Annotated in this window: 24 protein-coding genes; 7 read left to right on the forward strand and 17 right to left on the reverse strand. The window is 64.1% G+C overall.

What is annotated here, in order from left to right; genetic code table 11:
* Positions 1–160: 160 nt before the first annotated feature.
* A complete protein-coding gene (locus ACJASC_RS15970; RefSeq protein ID WP_415146877.1) occupies positions 161–1,522 on the reverse strand; it encodes an ISNCY family transposase in 1,362 nt (453 codons plus the stop codon).
* Positions 1,523–2,347: 825 nt separating this feature from the next.
* Between ACJASC_RS15970 and ACJASC_RS15975 the strand changes: the two genes are divergently transcribed.
* Entirely contained in the window at positions 2,348–2,821 is a 474-nt protein-coding gene (locus ACJASC_RS15975) for a hypothetical protein (RefSeq protein WP_415146878.1), read from the forward strand.
* Positions 2,822–2,876: 55 nt separating this feature from the next.
* Here ACJASC_RS15975 and ACJASC_RS15980 read toward each other — a convergent pair whose 3' ends face one another.
* The 3 genes from ACJASC_RS15980 to ACJASC_RS15990 all read right to left on the reverse strand — a co-directional run bounded on the left by ACJASC_RS15980 (position 2,877) and on the right by ACJASC_RS15990 (position 7,105).
* Positions 2,877–4,601: a hypothetical protein gene (locus tag ACJASC_RS15980; RefSeq protein ID WP_415146879.1), complete on the reverse strand. Its 1,725-nt coding sequence runs from the start codon at positions 4,599–4,601 to the stop codon at positions 2,877–2,879.
* Positions 4,594–6,429, reverse strand: a complete 1,836-nt coding sequence (locus ACJASC_RS15985; protein WP_415146880.1) for a site-specific integrase — start codon at positions 6,427–6,429, stop codon at positions 4,594–4,596. The genes ACJASC_RS15980 and ACJASC_RS15985 overlap by 8 nt, the downstream gene beginning before the upstream one ends.
* Before the next feature lie 202 nt (positions 6,430–6,631).
* Positions 6,632–7,105: a helix-turn-helix transcriptional regulator gene (locus tag ACJASC_RS15990; RefSeq protein WP_415146881.1), complete on the reverse strand. Its 474-nt coding sequence runs from the start codon at positions 7,103–7,105 to the stop codon at positions 6,632–6,634.
* A gap of 24 nt (positions 7,106–7,129) precedes the next feature.
* On the opposite strand from ACJASC_RS15990, the gene ACJASC_RS15995 reads away from it, so the two are divergent.
* The 3 genes from ACJASC_RS15995 (at position 7,130) to ACJASC_RS16005 (ending at position 11,725) form a co-directional block, all read left to right on the forward strand.
* On the forward strand, positions 7,130–7,324 hold the full coding sequence (locus tag ACJASC_RS15995) for a hypothetical protein (RefSeq protein WP_415146882.1): 195 nt from the start codon (positions 7,130–7,132) through the stop codon (positions 7,322–7,324).
* Between the two features lie 1,056 nt (positions 7,325–8,380).
* A complete protein-coding gene (locus ACJASC_RS16000) occupies positions 8,381–9,352 on the forward strand; it encodes a hypothetical protein (RefSeq protein ID WP_415146883.1) in 972 nt (323 codons plus the stop codon).
* A 420-nt stretch (positions 9,353–9,772) separates the two neighbouring features.
* Entirely contained in the window at positions 9,773–11,725 is a 1,953-nt protein-coding gene (locus ACJASC_RS16005; protein WP_415146884.1) for a hypothetical protein, read from the forward strand.
* A gap of 205 nt (positions 11,726–11,930) precedes the next feature.
* Here the strand turns inward: ACJASC_RS16005 and ACJASC_RS16010 are convergent, their stop codons facing one another.
* From ACJASC_RS16010 to ACJASC_RS16040, 7 genes are all read right to left on the reverse strand, one after another.
* The gene (locus ACJASC_RS16010; RefSeq protein ID WP_415146885.1) at positions 11,931–12,215 is read right to left on the reverse strand and encodes a DUF3892 domain-containing protein; all 285 of its coding nucleotides are present in this window, start codon (positions 12,213–12,215) and stop codon (positions 11,931–11,933) included.
* Positions 12,184–12,615 (reverse strand): DUF3892 domain-containing protein, encoded by a 432-nt coding sequence (locus ACJASC_RS16015; protein ID WP_415146886.1) that lies wholly within the window; start codon positions 12,613–12,615, stop codon positions 12,184–12,186. The genes ACJASC_RS16010 and ACJASC_RS16015 overlap by 32 nt, the downstream gene beginning before the upstream one ends.
* Positions 12,616–12,645: 30 nt before the next feature.
* Positions 12,646–12,831 carry a hypothetical protein gene (locus ACJASC_RS16020; RefSeq protein WP_415146887.1) on the reverse strand — a complete coding sequence of 62 codons (186 nt, stop codon included), beginning with the start codon at positions 12,829–12,831 and terminating at the stop codon, positions 12,646–12,648.
* Positions 12,832–12,904: 73 nt separating this feature from the next.
* Positions 12,905–13,132, reverse strand: coding sequence for a hypothetical protein (locus tag ACJASC_RS16025; RefSeq protein ID WP_021695303.1), 228 nt, complete (start codon positions 13,130–13,132; stop codon positions 12,905–12,907).
* A 330-nt stretch (positions 13,133–13,462) separates the two neighbouring features.
* Entirely contained in the window at positions 13,463–13,825 is a 363-nt protein-coding gene (locus tag ACJASC_RS16030) for a hypothetical protein (protein ID WP_415146888.1), read from the reverse strand.
* Positions 13,826–13,900: 75 nt separating this feature from the next.
* The gene (locus tag ACJASC_RS16035; protein ID WP_415146889.1) at positions 13,901–14,404 is read right to left on the reverse strand and encodes a DUF1281 family ferredoxin-like fold protein; all 504 of its coding nucleotides are present in this window, start codon (positions 14,402–14,404) and stop codon (positions 13,901–13,903) included.
* A 285-nt stretch (positions 14,405–14,689) separates the two neighbouring features.
* Positions 14,690–15,067, reverse strand: a complete 378-nt coding sequence (locus tag ACJASC_RS16040) for a hypothetical protein (protein WP_415146890.1) — start codon at positions 15,065–15,067, stop codon at positions 14,690–14,692.
* 588 nt (positions 15,068–15,655) lie between these two features.
* Here ACJASC_RS16040 and ACJASC_RS16045 point away from each other — a divergent pair.
* Together ACJASC_RS16045 and ACJASC_RS16050 are read left to right on the forward strand one after the other, a co-directional pair.
* Positions 15,656–16,351 carry a hypothetical protein gene (locus ACJASC_RS16045; protein ID WP_131505585.1) on the forward strand — a complete coding sequence of 232 codons (696 nt, stop codon included), beginning with the start codon at positions 15,656–15,658 and terminating at the stop codon, positions 16,349–16,351.
* 294 nt (positions 16,352–16,645) lie between these two features.
* The gene (locus ACJASC_RS16050) at positions 16,646–17,779 is read left to right on the forward strand and encodes a hypothetical protein (protein ID WP_415146891.1); all 1,134 of its coding nucleotides are present in this window, start codon (positions 16,646–16,648) and stop codon (positions 17,777–17,779) included.
* Positions 17,780–17,842: 63 nt separating this feature from the next.
* Here ACJASC_RS16050 and ACJASC_RS16055 read toward each other — a convergent pair whose 3' ends face one another.
* The 5 genes from ACJASC_RS16055 to ACJASC_RS16075 all read right to left on the reverse strand — a co-directional run bounded on the left by ACJASC_RS16055 (position 17,843) and on the right by ACJASC_RS16075 (position 23,831).
* On the reverse strand, positions 17,843–18,391 hold the full coding sequence (locus tag ACJASC_RS16055; RefSeq protein ID WP_415146892.1) for an adaptor complexes medium subunit family protein: 549 nt from the start codon (positions 18,389–18,391) through the stop codon (positions 17,843–17,845).
* Positions 18,392–18,668: 277 nt separating this feature from the next.
* The gene (locus ACJASC_RS16060; RefSeq protein ID WP_415146893.1) at positions 18,669–19,076 is read right to left on the reverse strand and encodes a hypothetical protein; all 408 of its coding nucleotides are present in this window, start codon (positions 19,074–19,076) and stop codon (positions 18,669–18,671) included.
* A 232-nt stretch (positions 19,077–19,308) separates the two neighbouring features.
* On the reverse strand, positions 19,309–19,524 hold the full coding sequence (locus ACJASC_RS16065) for a hypothetical protein (RefSeq protein ID WP_045320344.1): 216 nt from the start codon (positions 19,522–19,524) through the stop codon (positions 19,309–19,311).
* 82 nt (positions 19,525–19,606) lie between these two features.
* Complete coding sequence (locus ACJASC_RS16070; protein WP_415146894.1) at positions 19,607–21,715, reverse strand: UPF0149 family protein; 2,109 nt, start codon at positions 21,713–21,715, stop codon at positions 19,607–19,609.
* Between the two features lie 337 nt (positions 21,716–22,052).
* A complete protein-coding gene (locus tag ACJASC_RS16075) occupies positions 22,053–23,831 on the reverse strand; it encodes a hypothetical protein (protein ID WP_415146895.1) in 1,779 nt (592 codons plus the stop codon).
* Positions 23,832–24,480: 649 nt separating this feature from the next.
* Here ACJASC_RS16075 and ACJASC_RS16080 point away from each other — a divergent pair.
* Entirely contained in the window at positions 24,481–25,176 is a 696-nt protein-coding gene (locus tag ACJASC_RS16080) for a hypothetical protein (RefSeq protein WP_415146896.1), read from the forward strand.
* A gap of 139 nt (positions 25,177–25,315) precedes the next feature.
* Here the strand turns inward: ACJASC_RS16080 and ACJASC_RS16085 are convergent, their stop codons facing one another.
* Positions 25,316–25,759, reverse strand: coding sequence for a GIY-YIG nuclease family protein (locus ACJASC_RS16085; protein ID WP_415146897.1), 444 nt, complete (start codon positions 25,757–25,759; stop codon positions 25,316–25,318).
* Positions 25,760–25,901: the final 142 nt, after the last annotated feature.

Genomic DNA, 25,901 nt, shown 5'->3' on the forward strand with positions numbered 1-25,901 from the left:
TTGCACGACCTGAAATGTCCCGATCCGTCCCCCGCCGCTGCCCGGCATATTTGAGGTGCCGGTCAGCGGCTCCGTTATCGCATGGGAGCCACGGATCAGCCTAAGACAAGAAGTGTCGCTGGTGGTCCTGACGGGAGCGCAGCCGGGCAGGGCGGAGACCTCAATTCTCGGAGGCCTGACCGGCTGCGCGGGCCTTGGCGCGCCGGGCCAGTTTCGAGTTCCAGCCATCGTTGCGCCGGCCGGTCTTGCGATACCCGGTGCGGGCGCTTTCGGGGCGCACCTCGGGTGCGGCCACAGCCTGGTCCTGCTGTTTCTTGATGTGGGCCAGCACCGCGCCAAGGTGCTTGTTCTCGGTGATCGCGGCGTGGGTGACGCGCTGCTGATGCGGGTCGAAGATGGTGCAGGGCAGGATGATGCCCTTGTGACGGACCTGGATGTGGCCATCGGGAAACTCGTAGGTATCGGCGTATTTGCCCACCAGGTCGCGTGTCAGCTCGTTCACCTCCAGCCGGATGCGCTTGTGGTCGTATTTCAGCGTCAGATCCTTGCTGACATGGCGCTTGTCGCGCAGGCAGAAGATCTCGGCCAGTCGATCCGGCGCGACATTCAGCGGCCTGTGAAGGTTGTCCGGCCTGGCGGCAGGCTTGGCGAACTTCGCGTTGTAGCGGTCCACGAAGCCGGGCAGGAAGGCGTTTGCCGCCGCGATGTCCGAGATGCCGGCCAGACGCAGCTCCTTCACCAGCCGGTCCTGCAGCGTGCGGTTGGCACGCTCCACGCGGCCCTTGGCCTGGCTCGAATTGGCGCACAGGATCTCGATCTGCAGCTCTGCCAAGGTCCGCCCGAACTGGGTCATGCCGGTCATGTGGTCGCTGGGCTTCGGCACCCGAAACACCGAGTGCTTGTCGCTGTAGAAGGCGACCGGGCGGCCATGTTGCACCAGGTAGCTTTCCAGTGCCTCGAAATAGCTGAACGTGCTCTCGGAGGTGACGAAGCGCAGTTCCATCAGCGTGCTGGTGGCATCGTCGATGAAGACCAGCAGCGTGCAGGGATCGCCGCGCTCTTCGAACCAGCGGTGCTCCGAGCCGTCGATCTGGATCAGCTCGCCGAAGCATTCGCGGCGCAAGCGCGGCTGGTGAAAGGACCGGCGCTGCTTGCGCGACAGCCACAAGCCGTCCTCGACCATCCATTTGCGCAGCGTCTCGCGGGAGACCGTCAGCCCATGGTCGTCCCGCAGCCGTTCCGCCGCCAGCGTCGGCCCGAAATCCGCATAGCTCTCGCGGATCAACGACAGGGCATAGTCGCGCTTGGCCACGGAAATCCGGTTGTTCGGAGCCCGCCCGCGCGCCCGGTGCCGGATCGCCGCCGCACCATCCGCGCGATACCGCTTCAGCAGCCGGAAAATCTGGCGCCGGGTCAGCCCCAGCAGGTGCGCGCCGCTCTGGACATCGATCCGACCGTCATCGATCTGCGCCAGAACCTCGACACGGTGCAACTCGCGCTCGCTCATCAGAACCCATCCCATGCTCGATCTCTCTGCCTGTGCCCGGTGCAGGCGAGAGTGACACTTCTGCATTGCTCATGGGTGACATTTTAGCTTTGCTGCCACACACAACCTATACGTGTAATAAGTGTTATGTTATGAAGGGATCGGTCTGTTGGGATGCAGCTTGCATCATCGCGGCAGGTGAGATTTGCAAGTGGCCACCATCCTTCAGTGCTCGATGCTTTGTATAAGCACGTCGCCTTCATTCGATACAATGATCTACGCGACAGCCTGCGGCCAGGGACATGCGCTGGCCAATGATCGCTTCGGCTCGATCCAACAGCAACGGGTTGGCAGGCCAGAGCCAATGTGCGCTGGTCGGCCTTCATGATCAGCCAATCTGTCACGAGCAGGTCTCCATCGCGATCGCGAGATACGCAGCTTAGTGGCATCTCCGACCAATCCCCCTTTCGAGCAGCCGAATCGGAAGCGGCTGAAATCGCGGGTTCGGATCGTCGATTCGCCACCTCCAATGTAGCCGTGCCGTTCGAATCGAAGATATACACTTCGCTCATAAGCGAAACCTGAACATACAAGACGAGGAAATCCGCAAATTTGAATCAAACCCACACCCGCAGGCAAAAAAATGCCGACGATTATGGCTGAAGTGGAGGATTTTTTTTGAATCAAACCTCTTGCTAGATATTCACATGAGCAGGTCCTCGATCTAAGAGATTGGCTGCAACTCAGATCGCTGTGAGAAAATTTAGAAAGAGCCCACCAGTGATACATGATCACTGGCTGTAATAAGGCGGCCTGTTTTCAGGTTCGCGATCAATTAAGATATCAAGCAAAAAGAAGGGAATGATCATTATGAAAACTCAATCAGAATTCCTCGAAGAGGTCGGCGTCGATATGGAGGTATTGGAAGAAATGCTTCGCCACGATGCGATCGATGATGTGTTCTTTGAGTTCGGCAGCCGCCAGGACCTTGGGCTGTCGGCACGTCCAAGCGAACATGGGGTATACGAGATCAGCGATGCCGATGAGAATTACTCCCTCTCCTTTCTGCTGCCCTTCGACAAGAACGGTGCGCTGGCGGGACCCGGTCGCATCACATTTGAAGACCGGCTGAGCGTGATCGAGAGCCGTGTACTCGACATGGAGGTCAGTCACGAGATCTGGACCCAAGTCGAAGAGGAGATCCAAGAGGCGCTGCCCGATTTGAGTGGCGAGTCTACATCCGACGCTAGCCTCTGCCTGGCCGACCACAGGTTCTGGGTGTTGAAGCAGGCAGGCGAGACCGCTTCGTCGACTGGATCGCCTTCCACCTGCTGAAGTTGCGGGGGGACCATTCCCGCAGCAACGACCCGCGAGTGCTGCGCGAAGCGGATCACCGCGCCTTGCCGGAAGGATCCGGAACGAGGCACTCCGCCAGCAGACCATCCACCATGTCCTGGCCTTGGCGGCGCAGAGCCCGGTTCACGGCATCGCTTTGGTAGGCCGCAGCGGTGCGAGGATCGCGCTGCGCGTTGAGCGCGAGCGCCGCCTCCACGCCCGCGGGGCCGAGCTGACCGAGCTCGGAATGCACCTGGGTGCGGGCGATATGCGCCCCGGTGCCGAAATGCTGCCGCCAGACGCGGGATGGGTAGCTCGCCGCCAACTGCCGCCCGTTGCTCGCGCGAAACAGCGGCAGCTCTTCGGCCATCGCCCGCTCGCGCATCTGCGGCAGCCAGACCGGGTCCATGCCGCGCAGCACGAGCGCGTCGAGAAACGGCGTCAGCACCGCATGCAGGGCGCCGCGCAGCGGCTCCTCCTCCTTGCGCGTTTCGATATCGACGCGGTAGCGCGCGCCGTCGAAGCGCAGGTCCCGGCCCCAGAGCAGCTCCCCATCGCCCAGGCGCAGCGGCAGCAGGGCCCAGATCGCCACCACCGCCGCCTCGGTCAAGAGGCGCAGCTTCGTCTGACGGCGGGTGGCGGCCTCGCTTTGCGCCAGCAAATCAGCGGCAAGGCCCCAGGTGGCCGCGAGACCGGGCAGATTGTCGAGCCGGCCGAACTTCAGCGGCACCACGGTGCCGAGGTCGCGGCGCAGGCAGGTCTCGTGATGGCGCAGCGCCGAGAGCACCAGCGGCTCGATCCCCAGTGCCTCGCCGAACGTGCGCAGCCGCATTATGGCCGTGTGCCGCGTCGCGGGCCGGTTGCCCTGCGCTTGGTAGGTTGGATCTTCGCGGGCAGCGGCGTGCGCGGCGCGGGAGGCCTCGAGGCGCCGCACGCCCCCGACGGTGATCGCCACCTCCGCCCCCGCCCCGCGCTGCACATGGGCGTATTCGCGCAAGACGTCCTCCATGCTGTCGATGACCGAGGCCGCCGGGGCGGCTTGGTGCAGCGGCATGGCGCCGAGGCGCATGTGCTGAAGGAGCTTGCGCCAGGCTTCGGGCAGTTCGGCCGCGTCGACCCGCCGGGTGGCGGGCGGCCTTGCGACCTGTCCCGCGCGCGAGGGCTTGGGCGGCGACTTGCGGTCGATCGCGCCTGCCAGCACGACATGCACCGCCGGGTTGCCCGGCAGCAGCGCATCGAGGGCGGCCTTCAGACTGCGCAGGCGACGGCTCGAGGCGGTATCGGCCGCGAAAGCGAGGTAGTCGGCCTCGCTCGGCACGGTAATGCCATGCGCCGCGGCGAAGCCCAGGAACCGTGCCAGCACCCGCAGCTCCTCGAGCGCCACCGTGTCGAAGGCGGCCAGGTCCCGGTAGGGCGCCATCAGCGGATCGGCCCGCAGCGCCTCGCGATCGCGCCGATCGCAGCTGCGGCTGCGCGGACGCTTCTGACGAATGGCCTCGCGCACCACCTCCCGCACCGGCGTGCCCTCGGACAGCAGCCGGTCGAAGGCGGTGCGCAGGTCGTCGAGCCTGCGCGTGGATGTGTCCGCGGCGACGAAGGACAGGAAGTCCGTCACCCCGGGCACGGTGATCCCCTGCCCTTCGGCAAAGCGGAAGAACCGGTCGAGCGTGCGCAGCTCCCGCGTGCCGATCTTATCGAGCCCGGGGGTGTCGCGGAACGGCGCGAAATGGTCCGCCGCGAGGATCTCCGCGCGGCCGCGGGTGTCATAGGGCTTACTCATGCATCAGCCCCACCAACAGGTCCTGGCCGCGCTCGACGAGCTTGAGCGCGTTGAGCCAGCCATAATACTGCCGCAGCGTGTCCGGCATGTCGTCGATCCGCTTGGCGATCACTTCGATTTCGTTGGGGTGGCGATCGAGCAGCAGCGAGGTCTGGCCGTGTCGCATCTGGTGCGGTGTCATCGGCAGGTTCACCACCGTCCGCATCAGTGCCGAGAACTGGGCTCCGAAGTAGTCGGCGTTGAGGGGTGCCCCCGGCACCCTCACGGCCGGGAAAAGGTAGGGGCTGGCTGCCGCATGCGGAAACAGTGGCCGGATGACCGAAACGTACCACAGGATCGTGTTGTGACAGCCATAGGCATTGGCCCGGATCGGGAACTCGATCTCTGCCTTGTTCTTCGTGAGCTCCGCCGGGATCAGCACCTTGATCGGCTTCTTTGCCGCTTTCGGAAGGCGGATCTGTGCGTCTTCGCCGATGCAGGTCAGCTGCATGGCATTGTCGACGCGGATCGGCGCGCCGCCGATTTCGATCGCGGCGAAGCAGGCGCTGGCTCCCAGAAGCCGCACCCGGGCGCGCTCATGGCCCGTGAGCGTGCGCTGTTCCAGTCGAGCGCATTCCAGCATCGCCTCGGCCTCGGCGCGCAGCAGCTGGAACGAGCTCAGGAAGCGTTTCCGGATCGGCCGTTTGTCGACCAAGCTCTCGCAGAAGGCGCGATTCTTCGGCGTCATCCGCCGGTCGGCCTTCTTCCCCTCGCGCGCATCCTTGTTGTTGGCCAGCACCTGTTCGAGGAGAGTGGTATCGAGGCCGAGGTGAGCCCGGATCTGGTTCAGGCCCTTGAGATACTTGCGCGCCGTGCGCGGCTCGAGATGGCCGTCGCGCTTTGAGCGCTTGCGCCGGGCGAACATTTCCCTGGCGATAACGCAGATTGCCTCGTCATCTGCGAAGAGCGGCCTGAGATCTGCGGCGTCTGAGGACAGGAGGCCCTTCTCGACCGCGATCCGCAGCGTTGTTCGCAGCGCGCTGCGCAGGACATGGGCATGGCCCTGGTGATCGTTGGCGAAGGCCTTCGTCACTGGATCCCAGCCGGACTTGGTTACGGCCTCGACCCAAGCCAGGATTTGGGCCCCCCAAGACGGTGCGATCGGTGCCAGATCGGGCACATGGGCGTCAGGCGTAAAGCCGATGGGGTGCGGCGGCAGCCAGGGCATGAGCTTGGGGAACCGCCGCAGCTCGTCGATGCGGTTGAGCGCCCGGCGATTGGCTTCCCGCTTCTTGCCATGAAATAGCGTGTCGAGCTCGCGGGCCTTGTCGAGGTCGAGCTCGCGCGGCTGCCATCCCTGGGCCCGGGCCACGAGCGCGAAGGTCTCCAGCGCGGCGAGCTTCATCGGGTGCCAATCCACACTCTGCCCGACCCTGCCTTTGGTCAATGGCTTGATGGCAGCAAGCAGCCGGGTCCAATCATCTTCCATCGCCCGCAGCCGCGCCTGCTCGGCATGCACGCCGAGAAACTCGCGCAGGGCCGCCTGCAGCCTGCGGCGAAAGAGAGTGTAGGCGGCGTCGGTTGACCAGTGCGCCGGGTTGAACCCCGTCAGCGGAAACCGTTGCTCCACCAGCGCCAGCTCCGCCGGGATCATGACGAGCGGCTGATTCAGACGATCGCCGACCTTCGCGATCGCCGTGAGATAGCGGTTGCGGGTCTTGTCCGAGAGGTCGGTGCGCGCCGCCACGTGGGCCCGCAGATCGGCCAGCGTCGGCCCGGACGCCGCGGGGCTGGCGGCCTGTGTGATGTGCCGTTTGGCGGGGCCGGTATGGCCGGTGAGATCGAGCATGCTTCTTTCCTTTCTTGTCATGCATAAGGGTCGTCTGGATGCGGTTTCGGTCGCTAAGATGCGTGCCGGACACACCCGTCTTCGAGGTTGCCGCCGGTGAAACCGGCCCGGCGTTTGTGTCCCGGTCGCTTGGAGGTTGGTCCGGTCGCTAAGGGGCCGATCGGTGTGTCCGGGGCGCGGGGAAGGCGGTGCATCGCGCGTCTCACGAGCCGGGCCGGATCGCGCCGAAGACCGGGGCGGGCTTGGCGTAGCGCGGCTGGGGCTTGCCCATATGCCAGGCCAGCACCTCGGCCTCACGCCAGCGCTTGGCGCGGGCATCCTTGCGCCCACCCGACAGGTCGATCGCGCATGGGAAGGGTCCGGCACCCTTCGGCACGGCGCCCTTCTCCCAGCGGTAGACGATGGAGGGGTCAGCTACGCCCACGAGATCGGCCACCGCGCGGGCGGTCAGAAGCGGCTCCGTCAGCGCCTTGTGGTGCTCAGGATCCTGCTCCTCCGCCAGGTTCAGGGCCCGCCAGACAACGGGCCAGCGGGTCGTGCCCCCGCGCAGGGAGATGCCGAGAGCCTTCAGCACGCGGGCCAGCCGCCGGGGATCCGGGGGATGGTCAGAGGGATGCTTCGGCTCAAGGGCGAAGAAGGTGGTGAGATTGGCGCGGGTGAGAGGTGTGTCGAGCATGGCCCAGGGGAATTAGGGTCGGGCATGTTCCTGCAGAAAAAATCGGAGGGCATTCCGTCCCTGCTGGCACGCCTGATGACGGTCGCCAGCCCATTCAGTTCTCGCGTAGTCGTTCTCGGCCGCCGGGGCAGACGGACCGAGTTGCTGTTTGAGCCGGCCTTTCAGCGCGAGGAACGCGGCCCCCACACGCATTACCGGCAATCAGCATTCGAGCAGTGACCGGGTCCATTGGAGCCGACCGCCACACGGAAGCGATCCTCGGCCGGCCATCCATCACGTCAATAGCCTCAAGAGACGCGCATCGTCGTGCGATCGCCTCACCCTCGAGGGACAGCAGCGAAAGCGATGTCGCGCGAAAGTGGACTGTGACGGTCTGGTGACCCGGCCTCCGCTGCCATGAAACTGAGGGCCATCGCGGCCAGTCAGCCTGGGGCTGCAGGGGGCAGGGCGGTCGACTGCTTTGTGCTCTCTGGGGGCCCGGATGCACGCCAAGCGCAATATGCGGCCCCCCCAAGATCCACCGGGACAGGCGGGACGGTGATCTCCGTGATATATCGCGATCTCGCTGTGCATCCAATCGTATGTCGTCGCGTCCGCGATATGCAGAGGCAGTCTATTACCACTTCGGGACATGCTTCCAGCATCTCCAATCCCCTGGCCAGAGCGATAAGACGTGAAAGGTCAACTGTGGATTCTCGCATATTTGAGTCAAACCATCAAAAAAATTATAAGATACTGATAATGCTTAGTTTTATGGAATTAGCGAGGCATACTGTTCTTTTGTATGGGGTGGATTTTTGGTATTGATCCTACGGCTTCCCCTAGTCTATCAGGTCCCCGCGGCGTCTATTGCCGAGAAAGATGACAGAAAAGGCAATTCAATCACTTTACGGCTGAATGATAGCCGCGCGACCTCCGTCAGGTTCGCGATCGAAGAGATATTGTCCGAACAGGAAGGGGAGAAGGCAACTCATTGTAAATCGATAGGTCCATTGCCGTCAATGCAGCCGGGGATATCAGCCCCCGAACGCTTTAGAAGCTGCCCGTGCAAATCAGCAGCAGGAAGAGAGGTCGTGCCTCATGTTGCCAAATCCTCGAGAAACCATACCCGCAAAAAAGACAATGGTTGATTCTCCCTCCATTCACTACGGGCAACGTCACTGCGGCATGCAGTTGGCAGAATCCCCACCTCGGGTCGGACGGCGTGGCAATGATACCCCGCGCAGCGACACAGAATCATATAAAAACCAACGCCACCCCGGAGCAGGAGCTTCCATGATCCGCAAACCGTTCTCCACCATTGCGCCGTTTCTTCCCGAAGGGGACGATCTGATTTCCGCCCAGGCGATCCATTACAATTTCGAGTTCTTTTACATGGTCAACCACGCGGCAAAAGAGGGACTTATCGACGAAAATGATCCTGTTCTCCAAGCGGACGTCATCTCGAGGGATGCCCCGATTGGTGCGGCACGGCCGCGCCTTGCGGAAGAGGTTCACGCGCATCTGAAGCAGATCCGCCAGGTTGGGCGTTCCTCGTCCGGAAAATTCTCCAATATCCTGAATGATATCGAGGCCGAATTCATGCCCGACTGCGAAGGGCTCCTTGCTCCGCCAATCGCTGCCAGTCTCGCCCGCAACCTTGAGCGCCTCATGCTCCTCATGCCCGGCCCGCGCGATCTCGTTGAGCAGACCGCCGTCCTCGTGGCGCGATTGAATGACACAGCCGTGCTCTCTGTCCGTCACCGGAACTTCAACGGGTTCTGCAGCGATCTCGCCGCAGCATCGAACAAGGAGGATCTGCTCGAAATTGCGCGGGGCCTGACGCGCGACGGCACCCTACCGAAAGATGACCCGCGGGTTTCGCTGAGCGATGCGAGTCTTCTTCGAGAGCACGATCCCAGTATTGCAGCGAATTTTTCTGCCGTGATCTTCGCCACCGCCAAACTGCAGGATCAATTGGTCCCTTGCGGGATCAAGGAGTTTTCGCCGCCCCGTCTTCGCCGGCTCATTTCCCAGGCCCACCGCACCATGATCAAGGGCTTCGAGCTTGATAGCCAGCGAGGATTGAATTTCCTGCGGATCTTGGCGAGCACTGCCGAAGGTTTGGGGATGAACCTCCATTATCGAGGCGATCCGCAGCATCATGCCTTGGTAGATCGGCTCCTGAGTCGTTCGGCCCTCCTTCTGATGCAATCCCACCCGATCTCTTATCGATTGCGGTGCGAAGCGGCCGGGCTCTCCCCATGACGATCGAATAAATTTCCTATCGGCCAAGAAATTTTCCATCCGCGCTCGCTTCCGTCTTTACGGGCCTAGTAGCGTCTGGTCGCTCGCGGCGACCAAATGGTTCCCCTCAACATCGATGTCGTCTCGATCATGTCTTGAGACGACCCGCACTCCTCGGCTGCGGCGCGTCGGAAGGCGCCGCGGTGCGGCCATCCATGCCCTCTCTCACCAGATCCTCCCCAAACCAGGCTCAGCGGCCCCGCAGAGATCCCGAGCAACGGCACCAGACAAAAGAAGAAGAAGAAAATGCAGGCAAATAACTCTTACCTTCCCGCCACTTGTCCGAAAATCGCCGCTAGCATGGAGGTTTCTCCTCCAATCCGTTTCCGGGTTCGGGCGAACGAACAGACGTCCTTGTCACACACGGACAAGGACACGACGATGCCCCTCAAGACCACGACCGCCAAAGCCGCCAAGGCAACCAAAGCCACCAAAGCCACCAAAGCCACCAAAGCTAAGGCCAATGGTTCCAGGAAGAGCAAGGCAGAGGCCAAGGTTCCGCGGACCACCTATGCGAAGGCCCGCAAGGCGGCCGATCGAACTGCGAAGGAGCTAAGCCAATATTACACTGACACGCAGATCGCGGGCGGCTACGTGAACAAGGTTCTGGCGCGCTCTTCCGATCGGCCCTTCGACACCGTCATCGAACCCTCGGCCGGCGAGGGCGCGTTCTCGCGCCATCTCGGTCCGGACTGCATCGCGCTCGACATCGACCCGAAGGCGCCCGGCATCGAAAAAGCCGACTTCCTGGAGTGGACCCCCACGGCCCCGACCGGCCGCTGCCTGGTCATCGGCAACCCGCCCTTCGGCAAGAAAGCGGCGCTCGCGTTCCTTAATCACGCCGCGAAGTTCGCCGATGTGATCGCGTTCATCCTGCCTACCACCTTCTGCAAGAAGACGCAGCAGAACCGCGTCGACAAAAATCTGCATCTCGTGCACGAGGAAGAGGTGCCGGCAAACGCGTTCACCCATGACGGCAAGACCGTTCATGTTCCTTGCGTGCTGCAGATCTGGATGCGCGGGCCCAAGCCGCGGGTGAAGCACACGCTCACGACCACCCACCCCCACTTCGAGCGCTGCAGCCAGGAGGAGGCGGAACTCGTGATCCGGCGCGTCGGCGCGCATGCCGGCCTGCTGAAGCCGCTCGAGAAGAACTGGAGCGCCGAGTCCAACATCTTCCTGCGCGCGGCCAGCTGCAGCCGGGACGAGCTGAAGGAGCGGTTTGCGCGTCTCGACATGGCGGCACACGCTTGCAACGGCGCTGGGGGTGGCTCGATCAACATGAGCGAGATCGTCGAGCTCTATGAGGAGCTGGCCCGCGAGGCGGCTTTGGCGGCACCCCAGACCGGGCTGGCCATGCTGGACCAGCCGGTTCCGGACATGTCCGGGGCGATCGCAGCAAAGGATGCCCCGGTCGAGACGCCGCGGACGGCCAAGGAGACGGCGGCGCGGGCGGTCGAGGACCCGGACGTCGAGGTGGTCACCGAGGCCTGCGATCTCGATGCGCAGCCTGCGCTGCGTCATGTGGTGCTCGAGACCGCGACCGGTGCGGCGGCGACGCAGCAGACTGTGGCCCGCTTCAACGCGACTGCTGGCGCGGCCGACGTCATCACGCTCACGGCGCCGCGCAGCTTCCGCAAGATGAGCGTGCAGAACCGGCTCGATCGGCACTTTCATCTTGTCGAGGACGGCGATGGGGAGGCCAAGGTCACCGGGCCGGGCGGCCATGTGCGGTCCCTGCCCTGCACAATCCAGACCTGGGAGCGGCGGCCCGAGCCGCGGCCGAAGCACGCGCTTGCGGCCTGTCATGCGGACTTCGAGTTCTGCGGCCGCGCCGAGGCGGATATCGCGATCCAGCGCGTAGGCAACGATGCCGGCCGGCTGAAGAGGCCCGAGGAGGTTCGCAGTGCGCAGTCGCACCTGTTCCTGCGCGCCTTGGGCTGCAACCCGGCCGAACTCTGGGCTCGGCTGGCCGCGATCGACTTCGACACGGTGCGCCACAACACCGCCGCCGTGCCCTCAGTCGCCAAGCCGGAGATCGTGGCGCTCTACGAGGCCACCCGCGGCATCGCCGCCGCGGCCACCGCACCGGGCAAGCACCCCTTGGCACCAGCCTCCGGAGCGGGGAGCGCGCCCGCCGGGACGCACACTGAAGGTGCAGCGGACGGGGCGACGCGGCCCCATCGCAGCGCCGCGCGAGGCGCCCGTGCTCCTGTCCGGTCGCTCGAAGGCGACATCGTCTCTTCAAGCACCCGTGCCCTTGGCCAGCCGGCTGACGCTGGCGCCCGTGCCGACCCTGGGTCGGTCCTGAAGGCGGAGGCCTGTCAGCCCTGACCGGGCCTGCAGGCGGCATCACGCCGCACCGCGACCCTGCAGCCGCGTCAATTCCCTCGCCCGTTGGCCTGCAAACGCGCGTCATCGCCACGCCCTGCCGCGCGTTTTCGAAACCCATCAAAAATGGAGCCGCGCTGAGCCGGGAACGATCGGTGCGTCTCTCGATAAGCAGGGTATGATTGCACTGGATTGCGCGTTGCTGGGGTCAGGAACACTCAGGAAGGTTCAGAAGGTTGTTCGGGAGATCACCGTCCTCGGCCGTCTTGATGTATTTGTTTCCTTGGGGGCCGATTGCGACTTCGCACCAGGCTGCCTTGCCCGAGACCGTGACATAGAAGCCCCCACCCTCCTCCATGAGGTGGACCGCACGCTCCTGCGTCATTTTCCAGCGGGTTCCATCGGGATGGACGCCGCCCACATGGGAGATGCGGTCCCACGGGCTGTCGCGGTCCCTCTTTCTAATGCATTCGATCTGTCCCTTGATGGCCATCCTTATCCCCCATCGGCGGCGGGCGTGACCTGATGGTGCGCCGCGGCCATGGATTATGGCGATCTCTGGCGGCGGCGAAAAGCGCCCGCGCTGGAGAAAGCCTTTCCCTGTGGTCCTCAGGGCATTCGGGGAGGTTCAGGAGGTGCGCCGGGAAATCACCGTCTGCGACCGTCTTGATGTACTTTGTCCCGTCAGGGTCGACAGCGACTTTGACCGCGACGGGATCGCTACCGACATTGACGAAGAACATGCAGTCTCTGCTCTCGATTTTCTGGATCACCTCGTCGAGTTCCAGTTTCCAACGGTTCGCAAGCGCGCCGCCGCCCACATGGCTGATGCTGCCTCTCGGCTTCCAGTGGTTGGCTCTGCGGATGCACTTGATCTGAATCGTCTTTTGCACGTCTGTTCTCCACAAGGGGTCGTTGCGAGCCTATGGCAGGGTAAGGTTGATCACGGCCTTTGGTTGCCAGTGCGGCAAGCCATCTGCGGCGGACAGCGTCACCTCGGCCTTCGCATGTAGCGTAGCGGGTACACTGGGCAGAAACGGATCGTCCTTCGGGATCTTCGGTGTCCGGATGGGCTTTGGCGGAACGTAACCGCCGAGCTTGCTGGACATGGGTCCTCCTTCGGTGTCGACGAGCTGATGGTGAAGCACCGGCCGAATGGGGTTGCCCTGCGGCTGCGGGGGATCAGTCGACGCGGCGCAGGATCATGCCGTCATCGAGAACCTGGAACGTCCGCTCGTCGATGTATCCAGCCGGGCGGCCATCAACCAGTCGCAGCTCCTGCGTGCCAGCCAACTCGGCGATCTCGCCTGCGGGGGAACGGCCAGTGTTGAAGTCCTGCCAGAGCTGAACGTCGTGGCGCTTGCCGAAATCGTCCGCGCATTCATAGGTGGCCAGGTGGCGCATTGGCATGGTGATCCTCCGTCAGTGGTGGCGGGGCGTGAGGGTGGACCATTGGGGGAGGGTTGGCAAATTCGGGCGACCGCCACGCATGGCCGGCGTTTGCTCGACCACTGGCAGCCGCGAAACATGCCATCCGGTTCACGCGGGCGCGTCGGGTCTATTGGGGATGATTGATCCGTCCCATGCGTCATCAAGAAAGCCTGCAGCGCCCTGAAGACCTGCTTGGCGAAGCTGGACCGGTAAAGGGGCGCGAGATCAGGCTCGTGGAGCGGATGCTGGGTGCGCATTGCAAAACCCACACCGACACTGCTTGGGCGCAACAGTTCCGAGGGTCGTCCTTCAGGCCGACCAGACGCACAAGAGCGGGTGGGGCTCGGCGGCCGCGTTTCGCGATCGCCGGATCACCCGCATGTAGGCCGGCAGGAGATCCACGAGGGCCTGGTTCTGCTCGCCCATCCAGCAGATGTCCGTCGAAGACGGCCTCGGCATCCTGGCTTCCGCGCGCACCACGCATGCCGCCTCGATCGGCAATCGCGCCGCCACGATGTCGATCATCGAGGTGTCGACCAGGAAGTCGGTGTAGCCTGCCCAGTAGGGCTTGGGATCCTGCTCGAAGAGCAGGTTGCTGAAATCCCGGTGATTGCGCAGGCTGACCATCTCGACCTTGGCGCCGAGAGTGAGAAAGCCAGTGTCGAGACCCATGAGGGTTTTCCTTTCTCGAGACTGGAGCAGGGGAGTGGCGGCAGGACCGGCTTGCCGGACCTGCCGCGGGCCCCATCAGTAGTAGCCGGCCTCTTCCAGGTCGGGGGTGTCGAAGAAGGCGGTCACCTGGATGTCGGGAAAGCGGGTCCGCAAGGTGGCGACGATCCCGGTGGGCGGATCCCAGGGCGTGTCGAACTGGAGCGTCGCTGTCTTCTTGTCGTCATCGAGGTCGACATCCTGCGCGGGCCACTTGCAGCCCCATTCCGCACACCGCCAGTCGAAGAGGGTCGCGTGCGGCTGCGCCCTGAATTCCACGATCTCCGCCGCGGTGAAGGGTCGGGCCTCAAGGACGGTGCCCTCCCCATCGCGACGCTCGAGCCAGCGTTCGACGGTGACGGTCCGGCCCTCCACCTCGAAGCTGCGGTCTCCCCTGACACCATGCTCGAGCACGACGGGGGCCGGGCGGATCGCCTCGAAGTCGAAGGGTCCGTTCGGCCCCCTCAGGGCGGCGAGGACCTCCGCCATCTTGTCCTCGGTCTCGGTGGTGACCGTGATCCTGTTTTCGCACCAGCTCGGCATGTCGTGCTCCTTTGCACCTGTTGGGCATGGCGGGAGACACCGACATGGCGCCTCCCGGCCGGGGCGTTGTCCCCGGCACACAAGAGGTCTGTTCGGTGTCGAAAACAGAGAAACGCCTGGAGCGAACTTTCTGGGTGACTGCCAACGCTTTGGGTGACAGCGTATTGATAATGCGGTGAAGTTTTCTTCATCTCCACCCGGCCAACGCCCCACTTCGCCCCCGCACGACGACCCGCCCCCAAGCCGGGGGCGGGTCGCGTCATGGGGTCGTGCAGCTCGACAGGCTCAGGCGGCCCACCACAGCGGGGCGGTGTCGAGCGCTTCGGCCTCAAGGCGGTCGAGGCATTGGACGAGGCCCTCCTCCAGCAGGCAGATCTCTTCGATGCCATGCCACTCGAGGTCGATCCGCGCGAAACAGGCGGCTTCCGGGCGATCGGGATCCCCGACATGCTCGAGCGAGAGCAGCGCGCGCAGCGCCGCGAGTTCGCGGCACAGGCGCCGGGTGAGGATAGGCTGGCTGTCGAACGCGTCGAGCAGACGCTGCGTGCGGCGCAAGGCCGGGCGCTCGCCGAGCAGGAGGGCGGCGTTCTGCAACGCCTCGTCGTGTTCCCTCAAAAACGCCCGTAGCGCGATGCAGGCGGGAGAGGCGGTGGTGCGGATCATGTCTGATCTCCGGGTTGACGACCGCGCGGGCTTGCGCGGCACAAGAGCGCCGACCTCCTTTCTGGCGTGGGGCTGGGGATGGGAATCCGCCCGGCGGGGCGGGACGCGGCGCATGGGGGCGCTGAAGGTCCCGGTGCCGTGACAGGTCACGATTGAACTGCTGGCTGTCGGTGATCCGGCACGATGGATCGATTGAGGAGGGCTGATATCCAGCTTTTGCACAGGAAATTCTCCGCCGGTCCGCCAAGGCGGAAGGCTGGTCTTCTTATCCCCCGCACCGCTGGCCGACGGCCTTTCCAATTTCAGGATTTCGTCGGATTTCCTAAGTTTCGATCGAGCAAAGCCGTTCGAGATCAGCGCCTTGCGGCGACAACCGTCACGGCCGGCAGACTGGCTTCCAGGTGGTGCAGGCAGGAGGACGTCTGCGCAGGAGGTACGTCCTGTTCTTGGGGGGTCGATCGTCATCGTCTGCAGCGCCGGATTTTTCTGCACCTGGCCTTGCGATCCCACCTCGTCTCCGCCCCGACACGAAAGGACGGACGAATGGGAGACGACAAGGTCAGGATCACGGCGGACCTCGCGGATCTGGTGAAACCGATCACCCTGCCACCTGCCGCGCAGAAGCTCTTCCTCGCGCTGGTCTACCTGCAGGACCAGACCGACCACCGCTGGACACGACAGAACTGGGAGGACCGGGCCAAGGTGCGGTTCTTCTGCGGGCTGGGCGATCTGCGCGCGCTGGGATGCGCGCCGAAAGCCCGCAACGCCCGCTTCTTCCAAACGGCGGTGGCGGCCCTTGCACAGCGACCCGACCTCTTCGGCAAGATCGAGCTTTGCACCGCGTCCGGCCATCTGCTCTGGTCGTTCAGCGCCAAGGTCTGGCAGGCGATGTCGAAGATGGAGCCATACGGGCTGATGCGGATCGGCGACATCGCCCGGATCGCCGGCGGTCCGGACCTGGTGCTGCTGACGCAGATCGTGGTGCAGCGCGGCAAGCACATGCCGAATTTCGTGCTGACCGGTCGGGACCTTGGTCTCGACAGCCCCGATGCGGGCGATCCGGACCTTTTCGATCTTCGCGCGATGCGCCGCCGGCTCGAGCCCGCCCTGCGGCGGTGGGCAGGCTATATCGGCTCCCCCGTCCACCTGGGCTACGAGCAGCGAGGCCATATGCCCGGCTACGTCCGGGCCCGGATCCGCTTCAAGGGCCGGCCAAACTTCTGGACGGACGCCGCTATCCAGCGCTTCCCACTCAACACCAAGGTCTTCAAAATTGCCCCTTGAGGCAGCCTCGGGCGGCCCTCCGGGAACCCGTGCCGCTGGACGCCCGGGGGCGGAAGCGCGCGGCGGGCATTCTCATGCCCCTGGCAGAGCTCCCCGGTCCCCCGCAGGAGCCGGGAGAAACGGCCTATGAGGGCGGATGCCGCTCTCAAAGAGGAGGGCACGGAGAGACTTCAGGTCATAAAAACCTATTCTACACAGTATCTTGCAAGAAATCTTGGATTACTCTGCCAGATCGGTTTTGCGGATTTTCGAACGATCACACGTCCTCGTCACACAAAACGAGGGACCGAAAAAATGGCCACCAAGACCCAAGCTGCCAAGACCGCTAAGATCACCCACTCCCACTTCGAGCGCTGCGCACAAGACGAGGCGGATCTCGTGATCCGGCGCATCGGCGCGCAGGCCGGTGTGTTGAAACCGCTCGAGCAGGACTGGAACGCGAACTCCAACATCTTCCTGCGCGCCACCGGCTGCAGCCGGGACGAGCTGAAGCAGCGGTTTGCCCGTCTCGACATGGCGGCGCAGGCTTGCAACGGCGCCGGGTGCGGTTCGATCAACATGCGCGAGATCGTCGAGCTCTACGAGGAGGAGTTGGCCCGCGCGGCGGCGCCCCAGACCGGGCTGGCCATGCTGGACCAGACGGTTCCGGACATGTCCGGCGCGATCGCGGCAAAAGATGCATCGGTTGAGACGCCGCAGGCGGCCGAAGACACGGCGGCGCACGCGCTCAAGGACCCGGACGTCGAGGGGGTCACCGGGGCCGGTGATTGCGATGTGCAGCCTGCGCCGCGTCATGTGGTGCTCGAGACCGCGACCGGTGCGGCGGCGACGCGGCAGACTGTGGCCAGCTTCAACGCGGCCGCCGGCACGGCCGACAGCATCACGTTCACGGTGCCGCGCAGCATCCGCAAGATGAGCGTGCAGAACCGGCTCGATCCGCACTTCCATCTTGTCGAGGACTGCGATGGGGAGGCCAAGGTCACCGGGCCGGACGGCCATGTGCGGTCCCTGCCCTGCGCAATCCAGACCTGGGAGCGGCGGCCCGAGCCGCGACCGAAGCACCTGCTTGCGACCTGTCATGCGGACTTCGAATTTTGCGGCCGCGCCGAGGCGGATGTCGCGATCCAGCGGGTGGGCGCCAATGCCGGGCGGCTGAAGACGCCCGAGGAGGCCGGCAGCGCGCAGTCCCACCTGTTCCTGCGGGCCGTGGGCTGCAGCGCGGCCGAGCTCTGGATCCGGCTGGCCGCGATCGACTTCGACATGGTGCGCCACAACGCCGTCGCCGTGCCCTCGGTCGCCAAAACGGAGATCGTAGCGCTCTACGAGGCCACCCGCGGCATCGCCGTCGCGGCCACCGCGCCAACCGGGACGCATCCCGACAGCGTGGCCGAGGGATCGGGCTCGGTCCCAGCGGCCTGCCAGCCCTGACGGACCGGCAGGCGGTAGCGTGGCCCCAGGGCGCGCCACTGCCCCGGGCCTGGCCAGATCGGTCTAGGTCTGGCTTCCGGACACTGCCTTTGCTCGCAGGTTAGCCTTGGAGGCCACGGCGCCGGGCTGCGGTCGTCGCATGCGGGACGAGGCTCGCAAACCGGCCTGCGGGGGCCTTTGGCCGATCACGGGGTGGATGCCGGCCCGCTCGGCGAAAAGGCTGTGCCGCGGAAGCCGCGCATGGCGCTCGGGCAGCTGCAGCCGCAGCCAGGCCGGCAGCCGTCCCAGTCGCGCCGTGCCGCAGCGCTCGCTTACGCGAAATCGCGGATCATCGGGCCGGACCCGGATCCGCCGATCGAGCCGGAAACGGGTCGGCCGGTGCAACCCGGCCTGCGCCAGCAGGCGGGGCTCGCGCAGGACGAGGGCGTGTTCGGGATGGCCGTGTAGGCCGAGATGGCTGGTGCCGTAGACGACGATCAACTCGCCGGTCCCGGCATCCTCGTGCAGCACGAGACAGGCGCGGGTCTTGGTGCCGCCATCAGGGTAAGGAAAGTCGAACGTCACCACGTCGCCCACGCCCAAAGGGCGCGGCAGGGGTATCTGGCAAGTCATGAAATATCTCCGATCTGGAAAGGGATCGGCACCTGCGATGTGAGGATCCGGCCGGTGTCCGGGTCGCTTCGGGTGCCATGCGGCCCACCCGAAGCGACCGGATCACCCGGGCGGGATCAGACTGCCTTCTCCTCATACGAATGCCCGAACTTGGGGGACTCTGCGCATTGTCCTTGCCCCGACCTGGGGGAAAGACCCCGGTAGGGCCACGGATCAAACCCGGCGGACCCCTGGAGATGGGGCCCGCCGGTGCCGAAGGGACAGCAGCCTTGGGCCCTCAGAGCGCGCGCGCCACCTCGCGCTCTGCGCTCAGGCGGTCGGCATAGCGCTCCCGGCAATCGCGGAAGTGCTTGTAGACCTCCGTCAGCCGCCGCAGTTCCTCGAGCCGCGGATCCCACAGATCGTCATGGGACGTGTCCTCGCATAGCGCATGGTCGCCATAGCCCGCGCGCTGCGTATTGAGCGCCACCCGCAGCGCTTCGCCCATCAGCGTCACCACGTCGATGTCGCGAGCTTCGAAGGGCTGTCCCTCCGCGAGCCGCCGGCAGGTGGCGGGCCACAGCGACCGGGTGCTGCCACGGGTGTCGATCGAGGTGTCCAGCCAGAGCCGGGCAAAGGCGCGCCCGCTGCGGATCGTCGCATAGGCGAGGTCTTCGATGGAGGGAGAGGTCGTCAATGTCGTCATGGGCTTAACCTTGCATCTTGAGATGGGGGATGAAGGCTTGAACGGGCGGAGCGCCGAATACCGGCGGCCCCTGTCTTCCCTAAGGATCATGGTGTCATGTCATGACCCTGCGCGGGTCTTCTGCCCGTCTCGTGCCTTCACCGGGAAGGGCTCGAGACGGGCAGAAAGATCCCGGCGCTGGCGTGCTGAAGAAACACTCAACTGGTTTCCAGATTACCGGCTTACCCAGCGCTCAGCCGTCCACCCACGCTCTTGCAATGTCGGTCACCGCGTCTTCGCAAGAGATGTGCGAGAGAGCCAGAGCCATGACCTCCACGCCCCCCAGCTTCCGGCATGCCTCCTTCAAGAGGTCCAGATCCTCCTCCTCGAAAACCCACAGATCGAGGGTGTCCGGCGCGCCCTGTTCATCGACGGCCCAAGCGCGCAAGTCGCCGCTGAGCTCGGCCATTTCATTTCGTGCACTGTTCATATCGTCCTCCATGTTTGTCTGGAGGAGTTGGGTGCGTGCCGAGATCCAGAAAAACGGTTCGTTACATCTTCTGCGCGGCGAAGCGCTCTCGCAGCCAGGCCGGCAGCGTCACCCGAAACACGGTCGCATCGATCTGGGCCTCCGTTGCTTGCTCGAGCGCCTTGCGGATCGTCTTGCCCTTCGGCCCCAGCGCCTTGGCAGGCCAGCTGGGCTTCGTCGCTTCCCAAGCCGTCAGGTAACCGTCCGCCCAGATTGGGAGCAGCGGGATTTCGGCCGGGAGCAGATCCTCATCCGGCGCGCGGAGCTTCGAGACGGCCTCGTTGTAGCGCGGCATGAGCAGATCGACGAAGCGGGTCAGCTTCTTCTCAGTCTTCAAGCTGGGTCCGACAATGTGAAGCAGCGGGGTGAGCCAGTCCGACGGCGCCACGAAGAGCGGCGCAGTGCAGATCGCCGTCAGATACCCCTCAAGCCAGGGCTCGGTCAGCCCGGCCGGATGCAGGAGCCTGGCCAGTTCGCCCGCCTTTTCGGGTGTGGCGTTGGGCATCGACCAGTTCGCGGATGCCATGGGGGACGCGGCGAACGGCATATCAGAGCCCGGATCGACGGGACCCTCGGACTCATCCTGCCGGTCCATCCAGACCATGATGGATTGCCCGCAGATGAAGGTCATCACCGGGGTCTTCTTGATGTCGCGCCCGTCCTTCAGCGCGGCGGCGACGGCGATGAATTCGTCCGCGTCGTTGGATCCGACGGCGCTGAGCAGCAGCGCATTGCGGGCGATGACGGCGGTCCAGTGCGCACGGCGGTCTTCGAGCACGCGCCACATGTTGCGGGTCAGCGTGGTATGGGATCTGGCGCTCTCCAGCGCCTCCTGGGTCTCGTCGCTGTCTTCGAACCAGCTGTCCAGGACTGGATACTCGTCCGGCCAATGCTGGCTGGCCGTGATCAGCCGGCCCCGGGCTTGTGCCGTCAGACCGGCAACGCGGCCCTCGGGATCGGCCAGCTCCAGTATCGCTTCGACCGAGGCGGATAAGGGGCGCAGCTCGTTGAGGGCACAAGCCTGGGCCACATCCACCAGCCCGGGCACCGGTGCAAGGCCCGCTTCCAGCCCCTCGCCCAAGGCAATGCCGAGCGCCTGCTCCATGTAGGCGCGTGGCACATCCAGCGCCTCGATCTCATCGGTGAGGGTGGCAAGGATGCGGCGCTGCTCGGTGGCGCTGTCGCAGGGCAGCACATAGGCATCCTTCACGCCGAACCCCTGCTTCAGCAGCACCACGGCGACGCTTCGCTTTCCTCCTGCCTGCACCGCCGCCGCCAGGCTCTGCGCGCCGGAGCCATCAACCGGGCTGGCGACGATCCGGTGCAGCTTGCGCTCGGGCTCCCGCCCCGCGCCGACCACCCCCTTGCGCATGGCGTCCCGCACGAGGCCGTCCAACCGGTCGCGCAGCGCCGCATCCGCCAGCCAGCTGCGCAGGATCGTGAGCCGGGCCAGCATCTGAGCGGACGCCCTCCCCGCCGCCAGTCGGTCCGAAAGGCCTTCCACCGCGCCGAAGCGGATCTCCGCGCCGGGATCGAGCAACCAGGCGCAGCCGAGCTCAGCAAAGATCTCCCGCGGCCGCGCCACGGCAAGCCGGATCAGGGCCCGGCGCACCTCGGGCGGCACGGTGGGCAGCATCTCGGAAAACAGCGCGTGCAGGACCGAGACATTGTCGCCGTGCTGCCCGGCCAGGTTGCCGATCAGGCCGTCGAGCAGGGTTTCCAGAGCGGCCGGATCGTCGCTGTCTTCCACCGTTTCGGGGAATACATCCTGCCGCGCGGCGAGGATGTTGGGCGGACTCAGGCCTGCACGCACCCACGTCCCGGAGACCGCCAGGCTTCCCCTGAGGCTCAGGTCATTCGATGTGACCAGCTTGCCGAGCTGCGCCTCAAGGCTCTCGATAAACAGCGCGCCGCGCCGCTGGCCGTTCTCCCGCGCCATCCGGGCCTCATCGAGCACCGTGCCGAGCAGCTGGCTCATGTGCTCTTCGTCATGCCCGGCTGTCGTGCTGCCGGCCATCTGGGCCAGCAGCGCCGCCGCGTCCTCCGGCCTTTCCAGAAGCGCGCGGCTGATCCGTTTCAGTTCCGCGGCATGCGCCCTTGGATCGGGAGCCTGCGCGAGGGCAACAAGCATGGTCGTGACTGAAGGAGACAGCATGGCGATCCCGCAAAAGCTGAAGATAACTGGGGGTGACCCTGCATGGAGGGACGCCACGCTACAAGCGGGTGGCGATCACTCGGCTGCAGGAGGGCATGTTAGCTGCCCCTCCTCGGCGCGATCCGGAGCCTCAAGCCATCATGCGATATCGAATGCAGGAGAGCCCATGACCACCTTCGAGATCATTCTGTCGATCACCTCTGTCGTCGTTGCCCTCGGGGTGAGCCTTTGGATGCGTCACCTCGGGAACCCCACCGGACGGCGGTCGGCCGAGGGAGCTCGAACGTCTCCAGCGCTTCCTCGACTCTGCCCCCTATGAAAACCTCGACAAGGTCATGCGGCCGGGCTGGCGCGACCGCGATTGACTAGGGCGACAGCCCAGCTCGGACTGCCTCTTGGCGCCTCGCGGCTCCGCGGCGGCATCCCCATGCAAAACCTGACCGATCGATGGGATGAGGCCAGTGCCGCCAACGGAGGCGAACGCCATCCGGCGCAGCTCCACCTCGTCTATTTGGAGGCCGGTCACGCCCTGCCCTTCCGACGCCTCTGCTCGATATTGGGCAACGATCACTTTTGTCTGGGCCAGCAGCGACGGGACCTCCCGTGTTCCATTGTCGGCGCCCTGTCGCTCCCTCTGGCTTCTGGCGAGGTTCTCGTCGCCTCTTGTGCGCATGGGCGTGTTTGGAGGGGACTGAGTAGTTGTCCGGGTAACTCCCTCTCCCTCCCCGAGCCTTCGGCAGAGCGAAGCTCCTTGTAGTGAGCACGAACCTGTCTCACCCAGATGCTCTTGGGCTTCCCGCATGTTTGACGTCTCTGCATCGGCCTTTTGCCGGCGATACCAGGTGGCCCGCGAAATCCCCTGCGCCTCCCACGGCTTCGTGCGCGATAACGCGTTCGCAGCGAGATAGCTCGCCCGTGTCACGGCTCCGGAGGCCGCTCGGCGCATTCGTTGCCGTCCGGCTTTCCGGCGCTTGCGTTCCATCATGGAGAAGATCTGCCGCAGGCCGAGCGCACGCGCCATCTCGTCCGAGACGCAGAGCAGGTCGGCAAGTGTGGCGCCGGCATAATGATAGCGGCCGTCCGACATCGGCGATCCGCTTCGGGGAAGCGCTGCCCTTTCCGCGGCATGCTTGGCGATGGCACCCACCTCGTTGGTGGAGAGCCCCGGGGTCGCGATGCTCGCCATCGCATGGGTTCGCGCGTCGACATCCCCGGAGTTCTCTTGATGCGTCAGGCGGGTGGCCCACAGGTGCAGCCATGTGTTCCGGTGGCCGACCGGCACACGACCGCCCCAGGCATCCAGCAGGCGCTCCAAGTCTTCCTGAATTGCGACGAAGCGCTGGCCGGGGCTCAGCCTGGACCGGCGCGACCCGCCCTGCCCCGAGGACGCCTTCTGTCTCTTTCGGGCCTGCAGTTCCCGGCGGGTCGGTCGACCGGAGGCGATGTAGATCCGGTCCGCGAGGTCCTCGAAGGAATGGCGCTGCAGGCTTCCGCCAAGGATCTCGACCGTGCGGCCGCTCTTGAGGTTGATCGAGCCCGGAATTCGAAACACCCGGGCGGTGTCGCAGCAGCGAGGATCCGCGCCGTGGCTGCGATACAGGCCGATGAGCGCCTTCTGCGCGGCGCTCCAGCGCCGTCTGGCCCTCGGGGGCAAATCGTTGATCAACCAGATGGCCGCAAGCCCGCGCCCCGTGAAGTTCACAAAGGACGGGGCCGGCAGACCGCGGTGCTCGACATCGCGGGTGAACGCCTGCGCCCAGGCTGCCGGATCCGAGGCGAGGGCCCGGGGTGCGAGGTCGACGTCGAGGTCCAGGTAGAGGGCATTCAGGGCGGCCAGTCGCCGGTCCCGACGGGGGCCATGAAAGCGGTTCAGGGTAATGTAGGCGGCTGTGTCAACGCAGCACTCGGCGATCCAGGGCGCCTCATAGGTTCGGTAAATTCTGCTGTGCATCCGCATGCCGGCTACGGACGTCATGATCGTCGGCTTTCCGATCGCAGCGATCGGATGGAGCAGCTGCACGTAGTCTGCCGTGGTCAGCAGCTGCGCCACCGGCTTGGCGTCGAGGAGATGAGTGGGATCCAGATGTTCCATGCCGGGGAACTGGGTTCATGGCACGGGCTACAGAAATGTCTGTCAAGAAACGCTTCGTCGTGGAGCGTGGCCGTATCCTGAACTATTCAAGGTCCCAATCTGGGGTGCACGTAGAGGGCCGATTGCATTGAATAGGTAGGTCGGGCGGGGAGCTGACATTCGCTGCGTCTTGGATGAACGGGGGCCGTGCGCAGGGAGCGGACTTTGCAGAGCCGAGGCCTCTGAGCAGCTGAGCCGGACGCTCTCGGCCCTAAGCCGACCTTGCTGACCGACGCAGCGAAGGTCAGGACCGAGCCCTTCTTGACCGCGCTGAACATGAAGCTCTTCGCAGTTGCAACATAGTATCCTGTGTCGCAGACGGCCCAGAGCTGCCGTTCATCAAACACGCCTTTGCTGCGAAGCAGCCTCACCAGACCGGCCCGACTTCCATAGCACAGAATTTTTCGACGGTGGTATCTGGCAGTGCCGAATAAGCTGCCGATTAAGACTCTGCGGCTTTTCCCGCACTGTTCGCCGAATTAATGTGCTGGCGGCATCGGGTATGAAGCGAATAGAAGTTATACACTGGCGGTCGACACATTCCGCAACCATACTTGGGCTATGAAATTTGCGAGATATTAACCTTAATCCTAAGCTTGAAAAACGACTGATGGTCGTCGTCGGACGAGACGAAGTCAGGAACTGCCTTGGCAGCATCGTCTCGAAGCGCGAAAGTCTGCGAGAGCTCCGTTACGCGGGACGCGAGGTTTCTAACCGGGAAAATCTCGAGGCAGAGATTAGTAGGCTTCTCCGCGAAATCGACGACTTGGTTGGCAACTTGCTAAGCACCGTGGAGCACGATTATCTTGATTTGTGGGCAGGGCAACAGAACTACGCAGCCGCTCATGATGATCGCTGGTCATTGGGAGCAGAAGAAATTCGTGGGCCGCTCATACCCTTCCTGCGGGGCAAACTCGAGCCGATTAGACGTGTCGTAGTGGCTCCGGACCTACCCGAAATTATTGTCCCCCTCTTCCTGACTATTCCTGGCCTCAAGGAATATCTGAAGAGGGAAATTCACGGGCACTGGGGTTATCACTATCACTACCTTGACACGAGGGAGCGTCGATCAGACACGCTCCTGACCTTCCGCCGACAGCTCAAAGCCTTACCTGGCGGTCGGCAGGTTAGGGCCCTCACTTGGGAAAGGCATAGCGAGGCAAGCCACTTCGAAGCGCGCGCTGCGACTTGGGGCGCGAAGAAAAGAAAAAGCGTCCACGAAGCCTGTGTAGTAGATAGCGCCAAACGACACCTGAATGACTTCAAGAAGCCAGTTAAAGATGCAGAAGTGCTTTGGCCAGTCTGACATTGCCAAAACCATACAATGGCCAGAGATGGCCCTGACTGGACCTTCAGCTGCATCCAACATGTCGCGTGGAAACAATCCCCTGAGGACGTGAACTTTTTGCGCCCCATTGTAGTGCGCTATGAACAGGCGGCGTAGGTCACCAGAAGAAGCTCCATTCAACACGAGCCGAAAGCTTTTTTTCGGGCGCTGACAGCTGGTGCCCGGCTTGGCCGTTACAGATCGGGAAGGTGCCATGAGTTTTTAGGAAATCGCTCAAGAAGAAGCTTTCGACGTCAAATAGGTTATCATTGCCGTAGTTACGTAAGACTTCTGATGAGTAGGTGGTGAATTTCACCTTGTGGCTATTGGCATAATTCGAAACTCCCCAATTACCCGACTGCCCTGTGAGGTGCCCCCGCAGGCGCATCGCAATGCTGTTCTGCTTTGACTCGCTCATCCCGATATAGATCAGGCCCGAGGGTTGAAAGGGGTAGGCAATGCGCAGGTCGGTTAGGAAGATGAAATAGATGCCTGCCACGCCCTGAACGAACTTGACCTCTTGCTCCCGTAAGTTGTAAGTTCGTTTGAAAATAATATTCATATACAAAACTTTAGCTGTCCCATCCCGGATGATCACATAAGCTCTCGGCGATCTGCCCTGTTCATGGCAAGATCGGTTCTGAGAGATGTCCAGGGCGGAGCACGATCATGCTGATCCATCTTCACAAGCAAGCCACGACGAC

Origin of the sequence: Limimaricola cinnabarinus, assembly GCF_047631075.1 — a bacterium.
Lineage (GTDB): Bacteria > Pseudomonadota > Alphaproteobacteria > Rhodobacterales > Rhodobacteraceae > Limimaricola > Limimaricola cinnabarinus.

Bases quoted from the DNA above. Each gene is read 5' to 3' on its own strand.
- ACJASC_RS16005 (WP_415146884.1), top strand. From the start codon at position 9,773: ATGCCCCTCAAGACCACGACCGCCAAAGCCGCCAAGGCAACCAAAGCC.
- ACJASC_RS16085 (WP_415146897.1), bottom strand. From the start codon at position 25,759: ATGAATATTATTTTCAAACGAACTTACAACTTACGGGAGCAAGAGGTC.
- ACJASC_RS15995 (WP_415146882.1), top strand. From the start codon at position 7,130: ATGTTCCTGCAGAAAAAATCGGAGGGCATTCCGTCCCTGCTGGCACGC.
- ACJASC_RS16010 (WP_415146885.1), bottom strand. From the start codon at position 12,215: ATGGCCATCAAGGGACAGATCGAATGCATTAGAAAGAGGGACCGCGAC.
- ACJASC_RS16075 (WP_415146895.1), bottom strand. From the start codon at position 23,831: ATGGAACATCTGGATCCCACTCATCTCCTCGACGCCAAGCCGGTGGCG.
- ACJASC_RS15970 (WP_415146877.1), bottom strand. From the start codon at position 1,522: ATGGGATGGGTTCTGATGAGCGAGCGCGAGTTGCACCGTGTCGAGGTT.
- ACJASC_RS15985 (WP_415146880.1), bottom strand. From the start codon at position 6,429: ATGCTCGATCTCACCGGCCATACCGGCCCCGCCAAACGGCACATCACA.
- ACJASC_RS16030 (WP_415146888.1), bottom strand. From the start codon at position 13,825: ATGGGTCTCGACACTGGCTTTCTCACTCTCGGCGCCAAGGTCGAGATG.
- ACJASC_RS16055 (WP_415146892.1), bottom strand. From the start codon at position 18,391: ATGACTTGCCAGATACCCCTGCCGCGCCCTTTGGGCGTGGGCGACGTG.
- ACJASC_RS15980 (WP_415146879.1), bottom strand. From the start codon at position 4,601: ATGAGTAAGCCCTATGACACCCGCGGCCGCGCGGAGATCCTCGCGGCG.
- ACJASC_RS16025 (WP_021695303.1), bottom strand. From the start codon at position 13,132: ATGCCAATGCGCCACCTGGCCACCTATGAATGCGCGGACGATTTCGGC.
- ACJASC_RS16050 (WP_415146891.1), top strand. From the start codon at position 16,646: ATGGCCACCAAGACCCAAGCTGCCAAGACCGCTAAGATCACCCACTCC.
- ACJASC_RS16070 (WP_415146894.1), bottom strand. From the start codon at position 21,715: ATGCTTGTTGCCCTCGCGCAGGCTCCCGATCCAAGGGCGCATGCCGCG.
- ACJASC_RS16000 (WP_415146883.1), top strand. From the start codon at position 8,381: ATGATCCGCAAACCGTTCTCCACCATTGCGCCGTTTCTTCCCGAAGGG.
- ACJASC_RS15975 (WP_415146878.1), top strand. From the start codon at position 2,348: ATGATCATTATGAAAACTCAATCAGAATTCCTCGAAGAGGTCGGCGTC.
- ACJASC_RS16080 (WP_415146896.1), top strand. From the start codon at position 24,481: ATGGTCGTCGTCGGACGAGACGAAGTCAGGAACTGCCTTGGCAGCATC.
- ACJASC_RS16040 (WP_415146890.1), bottom strand. From the start codon at position 15,067: ATGATCCGCACCACCGCCTCTCCCGCCTGCATCGCGCTACGGGCGTTT.
- ACJASC_RS16020 (WP_415146887.1), bottom strand. From the start codon at position 12,831: ATGTCCAGCAAGCTCGGCGGTTACGTTCCGCCAAAGCCCATCCGGACA.
- ACJASC_RS15990 (WP_415146881.1), bottom strand. From the start codon at position 7,105: ATGCTCGACACACCTCTCACCCGCGCCAATCTCACCACCTTCTTCGCC.
- ACJASC_RS16035 (WP_415146889.1), bottom strand. From the start codon at position 14,404: ATGCCGAGCTGGTGCGAAAACAGGATCACGGTCACCACCGAGACCGAG.
- ACJASC_RS16060 (WP_415146893.1), bottom strand. From the start codon at position 19,076: ATGACGACATTGACGACCTCTCCCTCCATCGAAGACCTCGCCTATGCG.
- ACJASC_RS16065 (WP_045320344.1), bottom strand. From the start codon at position 19,524: ATGGCCGAGCTCAGCGGCGACTTGCGCGCTTGGGCCGTCGATGAACAG.